This window comes from Spirulina sp. CS-785/01 (genome assembly GCF_028330525.1).
GTDB lineage: Bacteria > Cyanobacteriota > Cyanobacteriia > Cyanobacteriales > Spirulinaceae > JAQMSD01.
Genome location: NZ_JAQMSD010000111.1, coordinates 1 through 18,617, shown reverse-complemented (window position 1 = coordinate 18,617; position 18,617 = coordinate 1). Strand labels below are relative to the sequence as shown.

The window sequence follows — 18,617 nt, the reverse complement described above, 5'->3', positions numbered from 1 at the left end:
TGGGTCAGTCCGTCGTGGCTCGAGGTCAAACCTAGATATTAACCTCTTGAGTGGGAATAAACGGAGACGCTGCGCGATCGCAGAATTCATCCTCAAACGTCGCTAAAGTCATCCTAAAACTTGCTAAACTAGCGGTTAGGCGAGTCTGCACAACTCATGCGTCAATGTCTTAACCCCGACTGTCTCCACCCCAACCCCGATAACTCCAAATTTTGCCAGAAATGCGGCAATACGCTGCTATTGAGGGAACGCTACCATGCTCAACGTATTCTAGGACAAGGGGGCTTTGGCCGCACATTTTTAGCCGTCGATGAGGATAAACCTTCAAAACCCCCTTGTGTGATTAAACAATTCTTCCCTGAAGCACAGGGGACCGATACTGTACAAAAAGCCTCAGAATTATTTGCCCAAGAAGCACAACGGTTAGAAGAACTGGGCAAACATCCGCAAATCCCTGATTTATTAGCTTATTTTACTGCTGAGGATCGTCAATACTTGGTACAGGAGTATATTGAAGGCAACACCCTACAACAAGAATTAGAGCAAAACGGTGTTTTTTCAGAATCGCAGATTTGGGAAGTCTTACAAGACTTATTATCTGTCCTGAAATTTGTCCACAGTCAGCAGGTCATCCATCGGGATATTAAACCAGAGAACATTATTAGACGAAATAGCGATAAAAAGCTGGTTTTAGTGGACTTTGGAGCAGCAAAACAGATGAAACCCTTACAAGGTAGTGTAACCGGAACAGTGATTGGTTCGGTGGAATATTGCGCCCCAGAGCAAGGGATGGGAAAAGCTAAGTATATGAGTGACTTGTATAGTTTAGGGGTGACTTGTCTGCATTTGTTAACTCAGGTGAGTCCCTTTGAGTTATACGATGTAATGGAGGCCGACTGGGCATGGCGAGATTTTTTGAATGGGAATCAAGTCAGCGACAAGTTAGGGCAGATTTTAGGCAAGTTAGTTGAACCAAAACCGAGAAAGCGGTATCAGTCAGTCCAAGCGGTTTTAGAAGCCATAACGCCTCAGTCTGTTGCGTCTTCTCCACAACCTGCACCGACTCCACAAGCATCTGCGTCACAACCCAAGCAACCAGCAAATATTCCTCAAGTCACCCCTCAACCCACAGCAAAGAGGGGAACGCTGCAAACGTTTCAATTTGAGACTGTCCAAGTCAAAGTAGTTAACAAAAAAGAAGGGGGTTTATTAGGTCTAGGTGGAAAAACAGTTAAACGTTTACAAAAAGAGAGTCTTCAGAGACAAGCAAAATATTACACAGAAGACTTAGGCAAAAATGCAGTTCTCGATATGGTGCAGATACCAGAGGGAACATTCCAGATGGGGTCGCCAGATGGCAAAGGACACAGCGACGAACATCCCCAACATCGAGTCAGCGTACAATCCTTTTTTATGGGCAAAACCCCTATCACGCAAGCGCAATGGCGAGCAGTCGTGACCCAAGTAGGGAAAATCGAACGAGACTTAAACCCTGATCCCTCCCACTTCAAAGGGAATAATCGACCCGTGGAGAAGGTGTCTTGGTATGATGCAGTAGAATTTTGTGCCAGACTGAGCAAGCTGACGGGAAAAGAGTACAGGTTGCCTAGTGAAGCGGAGTGGGAATACGCCTGTCGTGCGGGGACAAAGACACCGTTTCATTTTGGCGAGACAATTACGGATGAGTTGGCGAATTATGATGCTAGTTCCACGTTTGCCGATGAACCCCAGGGAAGCTATCGAGGAGAAACGACTCCAGTTGATTATTTTCCTTATCCTAACGGGTTTGGGTTGTACGATATGCACGGGAATGTGTGGGAATGGTGTTTAGACCCTTGGCATAAGAATCATGGGATCACGGCACTCGTCCTGCTCTTTGGCGAGAGCGCGCCCACTTGGCATGAGAATTATAAAGGTGCGCCAAAGGATGGGAGAGTATGGGATGAACGAATTAACAAAAAAGATAATCGTTATCAAAAACCGTCGGAACATTTAAAGCAATTATTAAAAGAGAATAGATCATGCGTACTACGGGGCGGTTCTTGGTACCACAATCCGTGGCATTGCCGTTCCGCTTTCCGTTACGACGACAATCCCGACGATAGTGGCATTAACGTCGGGCTGCGTGTTGTTCGGTTGCTGCCCAGGACTCTTTAGCCCTTTTGCTCTCTTGCCCTCTTGCCTTTTTGCCCTTTGATTGTGTCGCCGTTAGGCGACTCGCGCTATTTTTCTCACTTGGCTTGAGGGGTGAGAAACCGGGTTTCTTTGGTCATGGGATGGGTTCACCGTTCAACCCCGATAGAAACCCGGTTTCTGGGCTTTTGCTAAGGGGTTGAGGACGCAACAGCAATAGCCTGCAATACACCCCTACAGGATGCGATAAAATGTAGGAGCGCGGCGGCTTTCACCCACACCTGCTTATACTTACTCATAAAAAAATGACTTCTCTTGAATTAATGGATAAACAAGCCTTAAAAGAACTCATCAAGGAAAGTATTAGAGAATTACTACAAGAAGAAAAAATGAGTCTTTATACTTTACTCGTCCCTTCTATTAGCGATGAAGAACAGCAAGATATTGATGAACAATTAGGTTCACCAAATGATTATGCTGATGAAGAATTTGTAGATATGACAGATTGGATAACTGATGGAGATTCGATTTAGAAAAAGTGCGCGTAAATTTTTACTGAAAGCCGATAAAAACACCGCTAATCGAATCAGAGAAAAACTCCTTATTCTGAAAAACAGCCTAGAAGATGAAGGCCGCTTACCGTTGCAAGATTTAGATATCAAACAACTCAAAGGGCAATGGATTGGCTTTTGGAGAATTCGAGTAGGTGATATTCGGATTATTTTCAAAATTGATGAAACGACGCAAAGCCTTTTAATTTATGATCTTTCTTCTAGAGGGAATATTTATAAATAGTGGACGGGTTCACCGTTCAATCCTGATAGAAACCCGGTTTCTTGGTTTTTACTAGGGTTTTGAGGGGGGGAGAAACCGGGTTTCTGGGCTTGCTTCGCTCGAAAGGCTTGACTTATGCCACTTTGGGGGAATTTCTCCCCTATGAGGAAGGGCTGGGGTTTGGGGCAATTTCTGGCCTATGGTAGAGATAAGTTTCCCTGACCTGTTAAGATACATAATGGTTTTCTCAGCTTGGGGCTGTAGCTCAGTAGGATAGAGCAAGCGCCTCCTGAAGAATCGGGCATCTTGGTCGGAAACGCCAATGATGAATGTAGTCAAATTCAAGAAAGCCTAAGTGGACAAAATCCTGCATTCTATGAGGATTGCGGTCTATAGGGTAATCTTGAGCCAAGCCAACTGGGAGTACAGTGGGTTTTGGGATGAAGACGGTAAGGTGAAGGTTTTTTGTACTTTTGCTGAGGTCTCCTCAAGTCTCACGGGAATGGCTCTCGGACGGAAGGTGCAGAGACTGGTTGTAGTGAGTCAAACAGATGGACTTTGATGTCTCATCGAAAAAAGAAAAACGAGGTCTGCTGGCGGGAATGCTGTTAGGAAAGGGGCGTAAACGCCAAGATAACTTTTTTATTCAGCATGATGACCGTCAAAGGGGCTATCTTTTTTTTAAAAAGGAACTCTTAGAGCAGATTACTCGGAAGCCTGTGGGGGTGAGAAGTTGGTCAACGGCAAAGGGAAATCGCCTTTGGCGCATTGATCCAAAGCTCATTCCTCTAACTCGGATTATGCTGAAAAGGCTTTATTCGGGGAATACGCGGCAAGTTACTCGCAGTTTTTTAGAGGGCTTGACTCCCCAAGGAATTGCGATCTGGTTTATGGATTGTGGTTCACGGTCTTTTAAGCGCGATAAGGGCAAGATTCGGGCTTTAGAGGTGTTTCTCAATACGGGGTTATCTCCGGAGGCCAATGAGGTGATTGTGGCTTATTTTGCCCAAGTTTGGGGTATCCATTGGGGGTTAAGTCGCAATGGATCACAATCTCGTCTCCGTTTGGGAACGAAGGCCGGAAAAGCTTTTTTTGGCTGGTTAAGTCCGTTTATTCATCCGAGTATGCAGGGCAAAATTAATCCCTCCTACAACGAAACGGCTACCACCTACGGAAAATGCTTCTAAGACAAATTTTGCTGAGGAAGGTTTTCTAGGGTGAAGGAATAGTCCAGAGAGTGGGGAAACTCACACGAATCTGAAGCGCTCGGTCGCCGGTTCAAATCCGGCCAGTCCCGTTTTTTCTTTCATGGCACGCCCGATCGCGGGGTGCGATGAGGTCGGGTCATTCCTATAATGATCTAAGGCAGTGGTGAGCAATGGTCTGCTGTTGGACTACTGCTTCTGGATTTTAAACGTTGATTGATTGAACAATTAATGGTCATTCGACTGGTTTCGAGTCAGCAAAAGTCTGCTCCGTCTTCTACGGTTATGGGTTGGCATCTCAAGAATCGTCTGCTGTTGTGGTTTATGCCGATGGTGGCGGTGATGTTGTTTACGGCGTATAAGGAAGTGCAAAGCGCGATCGCGCAACCCAAAGTCGCGTTTGTCTTAGGGGGCCTAGACAAACGGGAAATTTTTGCGGCCAATTTAGCGAAGGAACACCCGGAAATTGAGCAGGTTTGGGTGTCTTCCGGGAGTCCCCAGGTGTATGTGGAGAAGATTTTTGCTCAGGCTGGGGTATCGCGCGATCGCCTCCAATTAGATTACGAAGCCTTAGACACCGTAACCAACTTCACCAGTCTCGTTGATGAATTAGAAGCCTCCGGCGTAAAAAGCGTCTATCTCATTACCTCAGACAACCACATGAGACGGGCCCGCATTGTCGGCGAAATCGTCTTTGGCAGTCGAGGCATCGTCATTAAACCCCTCACTGTGCCGTCCCAAAGCCCCTCCGAATCTTGGCTGAAAAGTGTCCGCGATGGCGCGAGAGCTTTATTTTGGGTCTTTACCGGACGAACCGGAGTCAGTTTAAAGGAACGGCACGAGTTTCACGGGTTAGACCAATAATTTTCTGGCCTATAATTTTCTTGACTTTTTGCGCTTTATATGCTAAAAAATCACAAATTCACCGTACTCTCACCGATCCAATCAAGATACAATGTCGAGCCTTGCACAATGGGCAGCGCGATAATTTCCGGCACATCATAGGAATGCACCGCCTTAATTTTCGCCTCCACTTCAGAAAACAGGCTTAAATCCGTTTTAATCATCAACTGCCACTCCTGGTCATCCTGAACCGCTCCCTCCCAAACATAGAGGGATTGAATAGCCGTGGTACTAATACAAGCGGCCAATTTTTCCTGAAGGAGAACCTCTGAAATCGCTCTCGCTTCCTCTGGAGAAGAAGCCGTTACCAAAACAACCCCATAATCTGCCATAACCTGCCCCATCAATCAAAACAGTCTCCCTTACTGCTTAATGGGTGAAGGGGCAAGATGTCAAGAGGTAGCCCAGAGGAGAGTCTGATGCACCGCAGTAGGAGAAGCACGAGTCTGAGTGGTTACTCTATACTTTGCGTCATGCCAATCAGTCTCCTTCACCAGAGTTTCCGTTAAATCCACTTGCTCAAAATTGACACGCTGGAGAATCGCCCCAGTCAAATCGACTAATTCCAAGGAAGCCTGAGTAAAAATTGCCCCCGTTAAATCGGCCTCCCGGCAATTCACCGACTGGAGACTCGCGTCTTGGAAACTCGCAGTGATTAATCTCGCCCGTTCTAAATTGAGGCGGCTAATTGTCGCCTCTTGAAAGCTCACCGCTTCGAGATCAGCCCCACTGAGATCAATATCCTTGAGTAAACTCTGAGTAAGATTAATTCCGTTTAAAGATGCACCATATAAAGCGGCATTCACTAAGCGAACACCCGATAAATTAGCCCAGTTTAAATTGCTTTGACTTAAATTGGCCTGTCGTAAATTAGCCCCGGATAAATTCGCCCCAGATAAATTGGCTTTCCAGAGATTTGCCCCCCGTAGATTAGTATGCGCTAATACCCCACCACTGAGCTTACTGTGGGTGACAACGGCCTCAACCAAAAACGCCCCGTTCAAGTTCGCTTTAGTTAAATCCGCTTCAATAAATTGGGCATTGCTCAACTTGGCATAGCTGAGATTGCACCAATTTAAGCGAGCATAACTAAAATCACATTGGGTTAAAAAAGAGCGTCTCAGGTTAGCTCCTTGGAGGTTAGCCCCTTGAAAATTCACCCCAATTAGGGTGACACAGCTTAAATCAGCACCACCAAGGTCAACTCCTGAGAAATCTCGCTGGCCTTGTTCATAGGCTCGAAGTAAATGACGCACGTCCATTTTTGTTGGCATCTCTGACAGTAGGAGTTTGGAGCAATACCAAGCGTTCTTGGCCTCTGATACTCAAGTCCCCCGATGAGTGCTTTGGCTCAACGGGGTTGTGAGAGTCCAGTAAACCCTTGGGCTTGACTGTTCCCTATTCTACTGTTTGCCTCAACCAGACTTGGGGGATTGTCTGCACATCGTTAAAAAACTTTTAAGAAGTTTAGAAAACAAGCCAAAAAGTTTAAGAAAGTTAGCGTTTTTGTGACAAAGAATACACCTGCCCATCCAAGAGTAAACGAGTAATGCCCTTGGCCTGGAGGTAGTCTTGGGTTTTTTGGAATAAACGCCCATCGGGGACTTTAATCACCCGTTGGGAGCGTTTAGAAAAGCGACGGGCAACCCGATGGTTGTCAAAAATCGGTAAGGTTTCTTGGAAATACTCCTCATCGGGGATTTCTCCCAAGTCACTGAACTCCCGGAGGGGCCGGGTAATCAGTTCGGCGGCCCGATCAATGACCAGATAACAGGTGCGGGGAAACTTGGCATTACTGAGGGGGAGAACTTGGACAGAGAGGGGATGGGGAGTAGAAGATTCACTGTCGTCCTCCTCCTCGTCCCAATCATCTTCCCATTCCTCGTCCTCAAAGTCTTCGTGAAGATCAATGTCTTCACCGAGCATTTCTTCGAGGACGTGAACTTCGCTTTCTTCGTCTTGAAAGTCGAAATAGTCCTCCTCGTCGGTTTCCTCGGATTGGGCGTTTTCTGGGGTGCGATCGCTGGCCACCGGTTGAGGTTTCACAGGCATTTCCCGGATTTTCGGCTTCGGCGCTTCCACCCCTTCAGGAGTCTCCTCCGGTTCAGGGGCCGTCGCGTCTGAGAAATCTAACTCCTGCTGATCAGACTCCTCTTTCGCCGATGAGCGTCGTCGGGAGCGTCGTTTGGAGGTGTCCGGTTTCTCCTTGGCCTGAGCATCCTTCATTTTTTTGGTCACAGGTTTAGAGACGGTTTCCTTCTTCTGCTCCTGCTCCTGCTCCTGCTCCTGCTCCTGCTCTTCCTCCTGATCTTGCTCCTGCTCCTCAAACGATGCCGTTTCCTCCTCCTGTGCCGATGAGGTGGGTTCTGGGGGTTGCTCCTGTTGTGCATACCAACTCAACACCTGGGCAGCCCCAGAAGGAGTCCGACTCAACCGTTTTTGTTGAATGAGGTTCTCGTACTCCCCTTCAGCAAGACGACTCTTTAAAAAACGGCTAATCGTTGAACTGCTTACCTCATACCGTTCCGCCAAAGTCGAAGTTGTCTCCTTGGGGTGACGATACAGTTCAAGAATTTCTTGTTTATCAGACTCAGTTAATTTTCTGGGACTCATGTTGTTACTTCAGAGTTACGCTGTGACCTTCTCCGACGACTTCTCCGTGGGCGACTCGAAATGTCGTATTCGAGGGCGGCACCAATGGCAAATAAGATACCACTAAATACGAAGAAGACTTCTAAAAATCCACCACTTTCGTAATTGGGGAGTGTTGCTGCGTATTTAAACCACATATCCGCTAAATATTTAGCTAACGCAGCCGCCGCAATCATTCGCCACGATAAAGAAAACGTCCCTCCCCAAAACGCTAAGAGCAAGGTGACGGCAATGATTAATAACGCCACATCACAGATAATATAAAAGAAATTGACCGGAGTAGAAAATTGTAGCAAGTAATCTTGCAAAGCGAGAACCCACTGAGGGGCTGTAATTTCAGATTCAGAGTCGCTTTCTGGGGGTTGTACGGCTGGTGCTGAAGTCGATTCCCCCTGGAGTGGTTCAGTTTGGGCGGTCGTCTCCGTGATTTGTTCACGGGCTTCCTGACCCCCTTCCGTCGGCAACACCACCGACTCTGCTGGTTCAGCTAGGGCGATCCAAATAGCTAATGTTGTTCCGGCCACTGCAATAATCGATAATGTCACCCATTGCCATATTTCTAAGTTTAACCGTTTGGAGACCACAGCCAAAATCATGCCCCATCCCAAACAGATATAGAAGGCCATATAAAAGAAATCGGCGGGAGAAATTTCTGGGTCAAGCCCCCAATAAATTTCCCAAAAGCCGAAGATCAAATCTGCAATAAAGTAAGAGAGAATCCCTAGGCCAATGCCTAACCAGACGGTTCGCCCACTCATAATTTTGGGACTGCGCCAGTTGCGGTAACAGAGGACGACAGCCGCCATAAAGGGGACAAATTCAGCGACATAAGTGCCGATTAAATACCAGAAGGTATCTTCAGTGGCGGGAGCGATGACGCTGAGCAGGAAGAAGCCGAGAGACAAAACGCCCCAAGCAATTCCTGCGTAGATGACGACTTTGCTATTGAAAAAGGAGTCCGACTCCGGGGTTTGCTCTACAGTGCTACTCATAGACTTTGCGAAAGAAACGTTAGGGTTTGCACCTGATGGCCAATCCAGACGGGAATTTGGCGATTCTGTTAGTAGTGTATCGCTTTCGGGAAAGTTATCAGCGATTCCCTGTTCCCTAGTCGGGAGATGGGGGAGATAGGGGAGATAGGGGAGATGGGGGAGATGGGGGGGATGGGGAAAACAAAAATATATTATTCCCGATTCCCTGTTCCGGTGTTCCCCAAGAACCAAGAACCAATTAATCATCCATTATCCATCACTTCCATTGTTTCCCTAATGTGGACTTTTTCAGCCAATTGCGAAAATCTTGGCGGTCTTTGTCGTCCATATCGAGTAAAATATCGTCTAATTCATCGGCAAAGTTGGTATTGCCAAAGAATTCTTTTCCTAGACGGTACATTTCTTCGAGGATGGCGAGAAGATGTTGTTCTTCCCAGGGGGGAGGTTGGAAGTTGCTCGCTAGGGGATCAAGGTTGAGGAGTTGGGTTACGGCTTTTTCTGAGTCTCCTTGGGGAATTTGCCGAGTGGAGAAGGCGTTGGCGATTTCTTTTTGAAAGAGTTTCGCTTGTCGGCCTCCCAGTAATTCTTCGGTGTCGAAGTAGAGGGCTTGTACAATGAGGAGACAGGCTTGGGCGAAGGCGGGCGGCAGGTTTTCAACTGTGCCTCCTTCTCCGGTGAGTTGCTCTAACCGGACCCTTCCCCAAACACTGTGACGTTTCTCTTCTTGTAGGAGAATACAGAATTTGCCCTGATTATCAGTTAGGTCTTTCCAGAAGTTTTTGGCTTCTTCTGCTTGGGAGGCATCAAAGACGTTGATCAAGCGGAAGGTTTGATCTTGGTATTTGAGGATAGGGATTTGTTGTTCTCGTTTGGGGTGCGGAATGTTGGATATTTCAACATCCTGCCGTTGGAGAATAAACATAGTGCAGGTAAATGACTCCTGAAGGAGAAATGATCCGAGCCAAAGCTGATTAAGGAGAGGTAGGCGCGATCGCGCGGGTTTTCGTTGCTTAGAAGCCGTTTCCCGACGGGGGTTGGGAGAATCCCAACTTCGCAGTTAGGCGATTAAGCGCGACAGAGAACTGGCGATTTAAGTCTCCAGATAATTGCTATATTAATTTATTCTGGGCAGAAAGTCGGTGACTCAAGAGGAATAATCTGAGTGGTTTGCGGATTAGATTGCCATGTTGGGAAGTTCTCGGTACAATATCAATCTATGCCTAGCCTTTGGCAATCACGAGTCCCCTTAGCTCAATCGGATAGAGCAAACGCCTTCTAAGCGTTTGGTTACAGGTTCGAGTCCTGTAGGGGACGTTTTTTTGTGGGTTGCGGGGTGTTGATGTGGATTCTCTCGCCCTAAAATGCTGCCATTACGGGCATCAAGGAGAACAAGAGTAGAATCATATTACTGATTACTGGTTACTGTTTACTGCAATATGTGTCGTTTGTTGGGATATCTAGGCCCTGCTCTGTCAATGGAGCAAATATTGACAAAACCCAAGCATTCCTTGTTAGTGCAAAGTTATGCTCCCCAAGAGATGAAAGTGGCCTTAATGAATGCAGATGGGTTTGGGGTGGGGTGGTATCATGCCCAGCGTCAGGAATTACCCTACACTTACAAAAATATTTTGCCCATGTGGAGTGATATTAATTTATCCCCCTTGAGTCGGTATATCGAGTCAGATTGTATGTTGGGGTATGTGCGGAGTGCGACACCGGGGTTAGCGGTAGAATTGAGCAATTGTCAACCGTTTACCCAAGGCCAGCTTATGTTTACCCATAATGGCTATATTGAGCATTTTCGGCAAACCTTGCGGCGGCCCCTGCGTCAGTTATTATCGGCCCAAGCAGAGGAATGGATTCAGGGGACAACGGATTCAGAATATTTTTGTGCGTTGGTGTTAACCTATTTGGAGGAAACGCCGGAGCAGGGGGTGGAAGGGGCGTTACGTCGGGCCCTTCAAACCTTGGGAGAGATGGCCCAATCTCCTTTTGTCAAATTTGCCGCTACCTTAGTGATTAGTACCGGAGATCGACTCATTGGTTGTCGTTACGCCAATTTTGATAATATTCCCAGTTTATATTTGTCGTGCCAATCTCCCGACTATCCAGAGGCGGTAATTCTTGCATCCGAACCCCTTTTTGGGGGAGACTGGAAACATTGTCCAGCGCAGAGTATTATTAGTGTGGGGAAAGACTGTGAAGTCCATATCCAGCGAATCTAAACGAGTCGAGATTGCCCAAAATTTAACAGAATGCCGCGATCGCACCTTAGACTTATTCCAAACCGTTACCCCCGAAGAATTCACCCAACAAGCCCACCCAGATTTTAGCCCCATCGGTTGGCATTTAGGCCATATTGCCTTCGTAGAAGCCCAATGGATATTAGAGCGTTATGCCGGATATTCCCCCTTTTATCCCCAATATCGGCAACTCTTTGCCGCCGACGGGTTGCCCAAACAACAACGGCAAAACTTACCCCCCTATGAAGTCATACAAGGCATTTTAAGCGAGATTCGCACTCATGTCTTAGACTACCTCGAAACCGCCCCCCTAGCGCAACAGGAAAGGCTGTGGCGGTGGTTAATACAACACGAATGCCAACATAGTGAAACCATAACCTTTGTTTTACAGTTATTGCGCTGGCCGCATATTGCCCACTTCCCCCCTTCCGTCACCACCCCCCCCACTTGTCACCTAACCGAAATGGTAGCCATTCCCGCCGGAGAATTTCAAATGGGGTATGACGCAACAGAAGCCCAAGATAACGAGCAAGTGAGCCATAATAACTATGTAGAGTCCTATCAAATTGATCGCTATCCCGTCACCTGTAAACAATATCGAGACTTTATGGAAGCAGGAGGCTATCAAAAACGGGAATTTTGGTCAGAGCAAGGGTGGCACTGGTTACAAGATAACCCCATCTCCCAACCCCTCTATTGGAGTGACAGCCCCGAATGGGACGAACACCCAGTTTGTGGAGTAAACTGGTATGAAGCCGAAGCCTACGCCAATTTTAGAGGGAAACGACTCCCCACCGAAGCCGAATGGGAAAAAGCCGCCCGTTGGCATCCCACCACCGGGGAAACCTTACACTATCCCTGGGGCCACTCCCTCCCCACAACACAACGGTGTAATCATAATACCCTAGTCGGTCATACCACCCCCGTTAATAGCTATCCTAGCGGGCAAAGTCCGTCTGGATGTTGGGATATGTTAGGCAATGTTTGGGAATGGACTAATTCTTGGTTTGGGGGATATTCCGGGTTTAAATATTTCCCCTATCGGGGATATTCTCAAGTCTATTTTGATGGACAACATCGCGTCTTACGGGGAGGCAGTTGGTCCACTCGGCCTTGGACCCTACGAGGCAGTTTCCGCAACTGGTATCATCCTTGGGTGAGACAAATTTTTGTCGGGTTTCGTTGTGCGGTTTAAAGGGAAGAAACCTGAAATAGTAGAAAATTGGACTAAGCAACCCGGTTTCTCAGTCTCTCATCCCCCGATAGTTGGGGGAAAGGCAAGAAACCGGGTTTCTTCGGTAACAGGGTGAAACATAAAATTCTTGATATCTACTCTATGAATTTAACCCATTATTTACAGACTCTCCAAAATAATAACCTAGAGAGAGCCAGTGAGCGCACTCATTATCCTGCTTTACAAGAGTTAATCGAAAGTGCAGGTTTGGAAATTACAGCCAGCATTGAAGAAAGAAGTAACCAAGCAGGAATCCCTAATTATCCTCTGAGGAAATTCTCCATGATCAGAAAATTGTCGTTGTGTTAACAGAGACTCAAAAAATTATGACTCACATTGATCAATTAATTCCTGATTTTCCCCTTGTATAATTTTTATCTTTCAACCCCTTGACAAAATGCAGATTTTATGCAGCGAATTAGAGAGAGAAACCCCAATTTTTGTGTCTTTGTGGTTGCCTCTCTCGGTTACTTTGAGACTCTACTAACTCGCTTCTAAACCTTCCTCAACCGTCCCTTGATGGACAGTTTTAACCCATTTTAACCGCTTGGGACGCACGGCCATGCGGGCTGTGGTGGCAGGGATAACCACAAACCAATGGGTCATATACACCATGCCGCGCACTGTTTGTCTGAGACTCGATAAGATGGTCTCAACGGGACTTAAATGGGGTTTAATGCGACATAATCCCCGAATCATCCCCTGGGCAACCATGAGCAACATTAACGCCGATAAGGGGCTTAAAATGGGGAAATCCTGCCGTAAGATGACCATTACTATATCGGGGATGGCCGCTGTGGGGAGAAGATATTGCATTAATACAAAGACCGATAAGTCCATGGTTTTGGTGAAGTTGAGACGGTGACTCATGAAAAACCGCCAATAGTCTAAATACCGTTGATATCCGCCTTCGGCCCAACGACTCCGTTGATGCCAGAGGGAGGGTAGGCGGGTGACTCCTTCTTCGCTGACGGTGGGGAATAAACAGAAGCCAATGTCCCATTTGGCTAAATGGAGACGAATGGTGAGATCGAGATCATCGGTGATGGTTTCTTCATTCCATCCCCCGCAGGTGGCTAAGGCTTTGCGACGCACAAATTGTCCATTTCCCCGTAATTCGCCAATGCCTCCCATGGCGATACGTTGTTGTTGAAAGTAGCTGTCGAGGGCCATTTCAGTGTATTGGCTTTTGGTCCAGAAGTTGACCGAGGGGTTGGCAATGGTTTTGCGCATTTGTACTGCGCCGATGTTATCTTGGCCAAACAGGGGGACAACCCGACGTAGCATATTGGGGGAGACGGTGGCATCGGCATCGAAGACGGCGATGATGTCTCCTTGGGTTTGCGGTAAGACTTGGTTAAGGGCCCCAGATTTGCCGCCGCCGGCCCCTGGACCTCGATGGAAGACGTGGAGTTGGGGGTAGGTTTGGGCGAGTTGGTCGAGGATGTGGGGGGTTTGGTCGTTACTGTGGTCATCAATGGCCCAGATTTCGTAGCGATCGCGGGGATAATCTAAATGACACAGTTGTTTTACCAAACGACCGATCACCACTTCTTCATTTTTGGCGGCCACCAGTAAGGAGACTTTGGGGGCCGTGGCTAACTCGGCCTCGCTGAGGAGTTGGGGGGGATCATCGGCTTTCTCTAAGGCCACACAAAGCAAGTAAACGGCACAAATTCCGGTGATACTCAAAACTAACCAAAATCCCCAAGATACTAGGTGTAGGGCAATCACAACGCCCCAAATGGTCATTAAAAGGACTGCGGCTTTCTGTCTCCGTCCGGCAATCCCTTGAAAAAAGTCACTTCTAAATTCTTCTTCTTCGTCTTCGGGATCAGACCAGTCGGGGATTAAGGAAGCGAGGGGATCGACTTCCTGTTTGTTGTTTGACCAAGACTGCTCGGACATAGGTTACTTCTCTCTTGTCAAATGGACAAATAGGGGGAAATTAGCTATCAATGGAACTATTTGCTGTCTTATTGTAGCTAAGATTGTTACAATTCTTAGCACAATTGTGAAAACAGCCCTAAGCTGATTTACTTTTAATTTTACTAAAATTTGTAAGTTCTGAATATTTTTAGAGTTTAACTTGCACAATGCCGCTAGATTATTTAATTTTCTTGTTTTTCCCTGCGTTTCTTCCCAATAACGGTATTTCCCTCCCGAATGGTTGGGGGCTAGCCCTCGCCTTGGCGGTGGGGTCTTGGTTATGGGTGGAGTTAGTGCGCGACAGTTATCATGTGTTGTCTCACTATTGGAGGCCGTTGTATCGGTTGCATAGTTGGCATCATCGGGTGTTTCGTCCGGATTTAGTTCCGGTGAGTGAGACGATTTATCGCCAAGCTCATTGGTATAATGATTTGCCGGAGTCTTTGGTGATGTTGGGGTTTAGTTTCATTCCCTGGGGGGTTGCGTCTTGGTCGGGACTGCCTCACGGTTGGATGGCGGCAGCGGGGTCGGTTTATACGTTAACCTTTTTATTAGGCGCGATCGCGCGAGGCAGTGGACTCGCCTACGCAGACGAATTAACCGACATTACCCACCGTCCAGGACAGTTTAAACGCTTACCTAGTCGCTGGTTTGTCAACCGTCCCTATCACTGGCGACACCATTTTGATAATCAACAGGCGTATTATTGTGGCACATTGACCTTAGTGGATAAGATTATGGGAACAGCCCTCTCTCTGAAAGGCAAGCGAGTGGCCGTGACAGGGGCATCCGGGACTCTAGGACAAGCTCTTTTATCCCAGTTGAAACAACGGGGGGCAAAAGTCGTAGCCCTAACCTCCAAACCCGACCCCGTAACGCTTCCGGGGGACAGTGACCCCCTGAAAACCCTCACCTGGCAACTTAACCAGGAGGCCGAATTACTGCCAGAATTAGAGAAAATTGATATTCTGGTGTTGAATCATGGCATTAATGTACATGGGGATCGGAGTGAAAGCGCGATCGCCAGTTCCTACGAAGTCAACGCCTTCTCCCAATGGCGACTCATCGAACTCTTTCTACAAACCATCCGCACCAACAAAGATATTGTCACCAAAGAAATTTGGGTCAACACCTCCGAAGCAGAAGTCAGCCCCGCCTTTAGCCCCCTCTACGAACTCAGCAAACGCACCCTCGGCCACCTCGTCACCCTACAACGGTTAGATGCCCCCTGCGTCGTCCGAAAACTCATCCTAGGACCCTTTCGCAGTAACCTAAACCCCATCGGTGTCATGTCTGCGGACTGGGTGGCCAAACAAATACTCAACTTCGCCCAACGGGACATTCGTAATATTATCGTCACCGTGAACCCCTTGACCTATTTGGCCTTTCCCCTCAAAGAATTTGCCACCGCAACTTACTTCAGACTCTTTTCTCACAAACGAGAAACCCTGATGAACTCAGTTAACAGTAAGCAGTAAGCAGCATCCAAAAGCAGAGGGCAGATGGCAGGAGGCAGAAGGACTGAAGAAGTCGAAAGTTGGCCTAAAAAGAAGGTCAGAAACTAATCACTGTAAGGCTTTTATTGTTAGTTTCTGGAGAGTCATCAGTTAACCGTACAAGGCCAGGACTACTCCCGGGCCGAGAGACGATACCGCCAATTTTGACCTGCATTCAACGACCCCACCCAGATTTTATACTCTCCCGATGCCCAACTTTGATCCGTAATTTGGGCATCTTCTCCCATAGGACTATCATCCCCACAGCGAATGACCCCATCAGGCCCTTGGACCACTAACGTTGTATCATGGCCTCCACTATTAATCGAAAGCGTCATCCCTGACATTTCTTCCTCTAAAACCATCATATGGTCTGGCGTTTGCGACCCAAACCCCAAACAACGATTTCCTTGATAGTCTTCCGATGCAATATGTTTAGCTAAATCATAAGCCCCTCCAGTATTTCCCGTCACACTGGCCTCGGCCCGGTCAAACCCTTGGGCTAAGTGCAGAGTATCAAAATTGGCCGACTGTGCGATAACCGGGAGAGCCGTAAAAGCGGTCAGGAGTGGGATAATCCAGTAACGTGATGTAAGGTTAAACATAATAGCCATTCCCCCAATAAATGATTCTGGGTCACTGGCGTGTATTCCAAAAGTTGGAAGTTTGCGCTATCTTTATTGTAATCTGGGACATATTAGACCGGAAAGGGGAGAGGACAGTCTTCAAGGTGACACAGTGGAGATGGGAGTCGGGAGTCGGGAGTCGGGAGATGGGGAAGATAGGGGAGATGGGGAAGATAGGGGAGATGGGAGATGGGGAACAACAAGGATTTATGAATTATCCATTATCCATTACCAATTACCAATTATCCATTACCAATTACTAATTACCAATTACCAATTACCCAATCTATGAACGTCGATATCCCGGATGTAATAGAAGGCTATTCCCAAGGCTACTTTCTCATGGCCGACGATGACGGAAAATTAGGGTGGTATTCTAGCCGGAAACGTGCGCTAATCCCCCTAGATGACCGTTTTCGCTACCCAAAATCCTTACGACGGGTTATTAATCAAAATCGCTTTTCTGTCGCCATTAATCGGGATTTTCGGGGAGTCTGTGAAGGGTGTGCTGACCGAGATACAACTTGGATATCCGAGGAGTTAGAGGAAGTGTACTGGCAACTGCATTTAGCAGGATGGGCCCATAGTTTTGAAACCTGGCAAGGGGATGAGTTAGCGGGAGGAATATTGGGAATTGCTATTCGTGGAGCATTTATTGGCGAGTCTATGTTTTATCGTATTCCTGAAGGGTCGAAAGTGGCAATGGTGAAATTAGTTGAACATTTACGAAAACAGGGGTTTATTGTTTTTGATGCTCAGTTACAAAACACCCACCTCGAGCGCTTCGGGGCTTATACTATCAGTGATGGTCAATATCAAAAATTCCTTCGTCATGCTCTCAAAAAACCTTGTAACTTTTGGTAATTAGTAATTAGTAATTGGTAATTGGTAATAGATAATAAATCATAGGGCTATTAAAACAACAAAGAACCAACAAAAAAGAACAAATGTATTTTAATTTATCTCCCTTAATTCGTATCACTTTATTAACACTGTATATTGCCTTAACTCTCCCGCTTCCCTTTCTGTCTAAAGTGACCGATGCTCCTGTTCCTCCTCTTGTATTATGGGTGGGAATTGCCATCGGATTTATGATTTTGTATGGGGCAATGAGTGAACGAGTAATTCTCGATGAAACGGGAATAAAAGTCACTTATCCCGCTTGGTTTCGGTTTATTTTTCGCAAAGGTTGGTCATTAGAGTGGGACGACATTAAAAACCTAAAAATGCGTACCACCGGACAAGGGGGGGTTGTCTATTATTTTGTCACGAAAGCCCAAGACCGTGCCTATTTATTGCCCATGCGAGTGGCCGGGTTTGCCAAGTTAGTAGAACAAGTGGAGGAGAAAACGGGGATAGATACCCGTGATGTCCGACCCCTTGCCCAACCTTGGATGTATTTTATTTTATTAGGCTTTACGTTACTTTTATTGCTGGTGGATGGGTGGACGATAACGACCGCGATAGGGTTATGAATACAGCAATTTTAGAGGTTCAGCAAGTTGGACAACAGACAGACTGGTCGTCTGATGCAATATTGACGGATGTTTCGTTTACGGTGGCAAAAGGCGATCGCGTTGCTATCATTGGGGCATCGGGTTCAGGGAAAACCACCCTCTTACGTCTCTTAAACCGTCTCACAGACCCCACCACCGGACAAATTTTTCTAGACGGGCAACCCCTCACCAGCTTTCCCATCACCCAGTTACGACAACAAGTCGGGTTAGTGTTACAAGAACCCAAGTTACTAGGGATGCCAGTTTGGGAGGCCATGACCTATCCCTTAGTCTTACAGAAACGCCCCAAACCTGAAATAGAGGCCAGAGTTGATCTGGTTCGTCAACAACTGCATATTCCCGATGAATGGTTAGACCGGACAGAGTTACAACTCTCAGTAGGTCAACGGCAATTAGTTGCGATCGCGCGTACCCTCATCTTACACCCCCAAGTCCTCCTCCTCGACGAACCCACCTCCGCCCTAGACATCGGAACCGCCAGTTTTTTAATGGAACAGTTAACCCACCTCTCCCAACAACAAAACATGACCATTTTAATGGTCAACCATCAACTAGAAGTCGTCCGCCAATTTAGTCAACGAGTCCTCTATCTCCAACACGGCCAGTTACACAAAGACCTCCCCGCCAACCAAGTCAACTGGACGGCCTTACGAGAAGAATTAACCCATCCCGACCAAGACGACTGGTAAACCTTCAGATATTGTTGATGCGTTCGTAGTAAGCCCTTTAGGGCTTCTTTTAGCTCTGCATCCTGTACACTAAAAACAAATTGACTCCCCCTTTCTCCCCATGTCCACAGGTCTAACTCCTCAACCCACCTCCATCCCTGACTGGCATCCCCCCATGCCACCCGAAGACTTAATTTTTGATGACGGAGAACCCTTGGAAACCAACCGCCACCGCATCGCCATGA

The 18,617-nt window shown here is 47.2% G+C and carries 19 protein-coding genes, 1 tRNA gene and 1 pseudogene; 14 read left to right on the top strand and 7 right to left on the bottom strand.

From position 1 onward, the window contains the following. The first annotated feature begins 156 nt into the window (after nt 1-156). The 5 genes from PN462_RS06625 to PN462_RS06605 all read left to right on the top strand — a co-directional run bounded on the left by PN462_RS06625 (nt 157) and on the right by PN462_RS06605 (nt 4,976). Complete coding sequence (locus tag PN462_RS06625; protein WP_272127244.1) at nt 157-2,157, top strand: bifunctional serine/threonine-protein kinase/formylglycine-generating enzyme family protein; 2,001 nt, start codon at nt 157-159, stop codon at nt 2,155-2,157. A 281-nt stretch (nt 2,158-2,438) separates the two neighbouring features. After that, nucleotides 2,439-2,666 (top strand): hypothetical protein, encoded by a 228-nt coding sequence (locus PN462_RS06620; RefSeq protein WP_272127243.1) that lies wholly within the window; start codon nt 2,439-2,441, stop codon nt 2,664-2,666. Beyond that, complete coding sequence (locus PN462_RS06615) at nt 2,650-2,928, top strand: type II toxin-antitoxin system RelE family toxin (protein ID WP_272127241.1); 279 nt, start codon at nt 2,650-2,652, stop codon at nt 2,926-2,928. Before PN462_RS06620 ends, PN462_RS06615 begins: the two co-directional genes overlap by 17 nt. Nucleotides 2,929-3,458: 530 nt before the next feature. Then, nucleotides 3,459-4,094, top strand: coding sequence for a DNA endonuclease (locus PN462_RS06610; RefSeq protein WP_272127240.1), 636 nt, complete (start codon nt 3,459-3,461; stop codon nt 4,092-4,094). 249 nt (nt 4,095-4,343) lie between these two features. Beyond that, nucleotides 4,344-4,976 carry a YdcF family protein gene (locus PN462_RS06605; protein WP_272127238.1) on the top strand — a complete coding sequence of 211 codons (633 nt, stop codon included), beginning with the start codon at nt 4,344-4,346 and terminating at the stop codon, nt 4,974-4,976. A gap of 50 nt (nt 4,977-5,026) precedes the next feature. Here the strand turns inward: PN462_RS06605 and cutA are convergent, their stop codons facing one another. The 5 genes from cutA to PN462_RS06580 all read right to left on the bottom strand — a co-directional run bounded on the left by cutA (nt 5,027) and on the right by PN462_RS06580 (nt 9,581). Continuing rightward, nucleotides 5,027-5,347 carry a divalent-cation tolerance protein CutA gene (cutA, locus tag PN462_RS06600; protein ID WP_272127237.1) on the bottom strand — a complete coding sequence of 107 codons (321 nt, stop codon included), beginning with the start codon at nt 5,345-5,347 and terminating at the stop codon, nt 5,027-5,029. A gap of 60 nt (nt 5,348-5,407) precedes the next feature. Next, nucleotides 5,408-6,277 (bottom strand): pentapeptide repeat-containing protein, encoded by an 870-nt coding sequence (locus tag PN462_RS06595; RefSeq protein WP_272127236.1) that lies wholly within the window; start codon nt 6,275-6,277, stop codon nt 5,408-5,410. A gap of 235 nt (nt 6,278-6,512) precedes the next feature. Continuing rightward, complete coding sequence (locus PN462_RS06590; protein WP_272127235.1) at nt 6,513-7,628, bottom strand: hypothetical protein; 1,116 nt, start codon at nt 7,626-7,628, stop codon at nt 6,513-6,515. Next, nucleotides 7,625-8,659 (bottom strand): hypothetical protein, encoded by a 1,035-nt coding sequence (locus PN462_RS06585; RefSeq protein ID WP_272127234.1) that lies wholly within the window; start codon nt 8,657-8,659, stop codon nt 7,625-7,627. The genes PN462_RS06590 and PN462_RS06585 overlap by 4 nt, the downstream gene beginning before the upstream one ends. 256 nt (nt 8,660-8,915) lie before the next feature. Next, nucleotides 8,916-9,581 carry an Npun_F0813 family protein gene (locus PN462_RS06580; RefSeq protein ID WP_272127233.1) on the bottom strand — a complete coding sequence of 222 codons (666 nt, stop codon included), beginning with the start codon at nt 9,579-9,581 and terminating at the stop codon, nt 8,916-8,918. A 318-nt stretch (nt 9,582-9,899) separates the two neighbouring features. Here PN462_RS06580 and PN462_RS06575 point away from each other — a divergent pair. From PN462_RS06575 to egtB, 3 genes are all read left to right on the top strand, one after another. Beyond that, nucleotides 9,900-9,973: transfer RNA gene (locus tag PN462_RS06575), tRNA-Arg, on the top strand. 173 nt (nt 9,974-10,146) lie between these two features. After that, complete coding sequence (gene egtC / locus PN462_RS06570; protein WP_272127232.1) at nt 10,147-10,884, top strand: ergothioneine biosynthesis protein EgtC; 738 nt, start codon at nt 10,147-10,149, stop codon at nt 10,882-10,884. After that, nucleotides 10,859-12,097 (top strand): ergothioneine biosynthesis protein EgtB, encoded by a 1,239-nt coding sequence (egtB, locus tag PN462_RS06565; RefSeq protein ID WP_272127231.1) that lies wholly within the window; start codon nt 10,859-10,861, stop codon nt 12,095-12,097. Before egtC ends, egtB begins: the two co-directional genes overlap by 26 nt. A gap of 522 nt (nt 12,098-12,619) precedes the next feature. Here egtB and PN462_RS06560 read toward each other — a convergent pair. After that, nucleotides 12,620-14,044 carry a glycosyltransferase gene (locus PN462_RS06560; protein WP_272127230.1) on the bottom strand — a complete coding sequence of 475 codons (1,425 nt, stop codon included), beginning with the start codon at nt 14,042-14,044 and terminating at the stop codon, nt 12,620-12,622. 188 nt (nt 14,045-14,232) lie between these two features. Between PN462_RS06560 and PN462_RS06555 the strand changes: the two genes are divergently transcribed. Continuing rightward, a complete protein-coding gene (locus PN462_RS06555; RefSeq protein ID WP_272127229.1) occupies nt 14,233-15,543 on the top strand; it encodes a bifunctional sterol desaturase/short chain dehydrogenase in 1,311 nt (436 codons plus the stop codon). A gap of 149 nt (nt 15,544-15,692) precedes the next feature. Here the strand turns inward: PN462_RS06555 and PN462_RS06550 are convergent, their stop codons facing one another. Beyond that, nucleotides 15,693-16,166, bottom strand: a complete 474-nt coding sequence (locus tag PN462_RS06550; protein WP_272127228.1) for a hypothetical protein — start codon at nt 16,164-16,166, stop codon at nt 15,693-15,695. Between the two features lie 125 nt (nt 16,167-16,291). On the opposite strand from PN462_RS06550, the gene PN462_RS06545 reads away from it, so the two are divergent. From PN462_RS06545 to PN462_RS23425, 5 genes and pseudogenes are all read left to right on the top strand, one after another. After that, entirely contained in the window at nt 16,292-16,450 is a 159-nt protein-coding gene (locus PN462_RS06545) for a hypothetical protein (RefSeq protein ID WP_272127227.1), read from the top strand. 25 nt (nt 16,451-16,475) lie between these two features. Next, complete coding sequence (gene aat, locus PN462_RS06540) at nt 16,476-17,051, top strand: leucyl/phenylalanyl-tRNA--protein transferase (protein ID WP_272127226.1); 576 nt, start codon at nt 16,476-16,478, stop codon at nt 17,049-17,051. An 83-nt stretch (nt 17,052-17,134) separates the two neighbouring features. After that, nucleotides 17,135-17,662, top strand: coding sequence for a hypothetical protein (locus tag PN462_RS06535; protein ID WP_272127225.1), 528 nt, complete (start codon nt 17,135-17,137; stop codon nt 17,660-17,662). After that, nucleotides 17,659-18,393, top strand: a complete 735-nt coding sequence (locus PN462_RS06530; RefSeq protein ID WP_272127224.1) for an ABC transporter ATP-binding protein — start codon at nt 17,659-17,661, stop codon at nt 18,391-18,393. Before PN462_RS06535 ends, PN462_RS06530 begins: the two co-directional genes overlap by 4 nt. A gap of 100 nt (nt 18,394-18,493) precedes the next feature. Further along, nucleotides 18,494-18,617, top strand: a pseudogene (locus tag PN462_RS23425) (Uma2 family endonuclease); the annotation flags it as partial.

Excerpts from the sequence above, each read along its gene's own strand:
- PN462_RS06625 (WP_272127244.1), top strand. The coding sequence starts at position 157 with ATGCGTCAATGTCTTAACCCCGACTGTCTCCACCCCAACCCCGATAAC.
- PN462_RS06620 (WP_272127243.1), top strand. The coding sequence starts at position 2,439 with ATGACTTCTCTTGAATTAATGGATAAACAAGCCTTAAAAGAACTCATC.
- PN462_RS06615 (WP_272127241.1), top strand. The coding sequence starts at position 2,650 with ATGGAGATTCGATTTAGAAAAAGTGCGCGTAAATTTTTACTGAAAGCC.
- PN462_RS06610 (WP_272127240.1), top strand. The coding sequence starts at position 3,459 with ATGGACTTTGATGTCTCATCGAAAAAAGAAAAACGAGGTCTGCTGGCG.
- PN462_RS06605 (WP_272127238.1), top strand. The coding sequence starts at position 4,344 with ATGGTCATTCGACTGGTTTCGAGTCAGCAAAAGTCTGCTCCGTCTTCT.
- cutA (WP_272127237.1), bottom strand. The coding sequence starts at position 5,347 with ATGGCAGATTATGGGGTTGTTTTGGTAACGGCTTCTTCTCCAGAGGAA.
- PN462_RS06595 (WP_272127236.1), bottom strand. The coding sequence starts at position 6,277 with ATGGACGTGCGTCATTTACTTCGAGCCTATGAACAAGGCCAGCGAGAT.
- PN462_RS06590 (WP_272127235.1), bottom strand. The coding sequence starts at position 7,628 with ATGAGTCCCAGAAAATTAACTGAGTCTGATAAACAAGAAATTCTTGAA.
- PN462_RS06585 (WP_272127234.1), bottom strand. The coding sequence starts at position 8,659 with ATGAGTAGCACTGTAGAGCAAACCCCGGAGTCGGACTCCTTTTTCAAT.
- PN462_RS06580 (WP_272127233.1), bottom strand. The coding sequence starts at position 9,581 with ATGTTTATTCTCCAACGGCAGGATGTTGAAATATCCAACATTCCGCAC.
- PN462_RS06560 (WP_272127230.1), bottom strand. The coding sequence starts at position 14,044 with ATGTCCGAGCAGTCTTGGTCAAACAACAAACAGGAAGTCGATCCCCTC.
- PN462_RS06555 (WP_272127229.1), top strand. The coding sequence starts at position 14,233 with ATGCCGCTAGATTATTTAATTTTCTTGTTTTTCCCTGCGTTTCTTCCC.
- PN462_RS06550 (WP_272127228.1), bottom strand. The coding sequence starts at position 16,166 with ATGTTTAACCTTACATCACGTTACTGGATTATCCCACTCCTGACCGCT.
- aat (WP_272127226.1), top strand. The coding sequence starts at position 16,476 with ATGAACGTCGATATCCCGGATGTAATAGAAGGCTATTCCCAAGGCTAC.
- PN462_RS06535 (WP_272127225.1), top strand. The coding sequence starts at position 17,135 with ATGTATTTTAATTTATCTCCCTTAATTCGTATCACTTTATTAACACTG.
- PN462_RS06530 (WP_272127224.1), top strand. The coding sequence starts at position 17,659 with ATGAATACAGCAATTTTAGAGGTTCAGCAAGTTGGACAACAGACAGAC.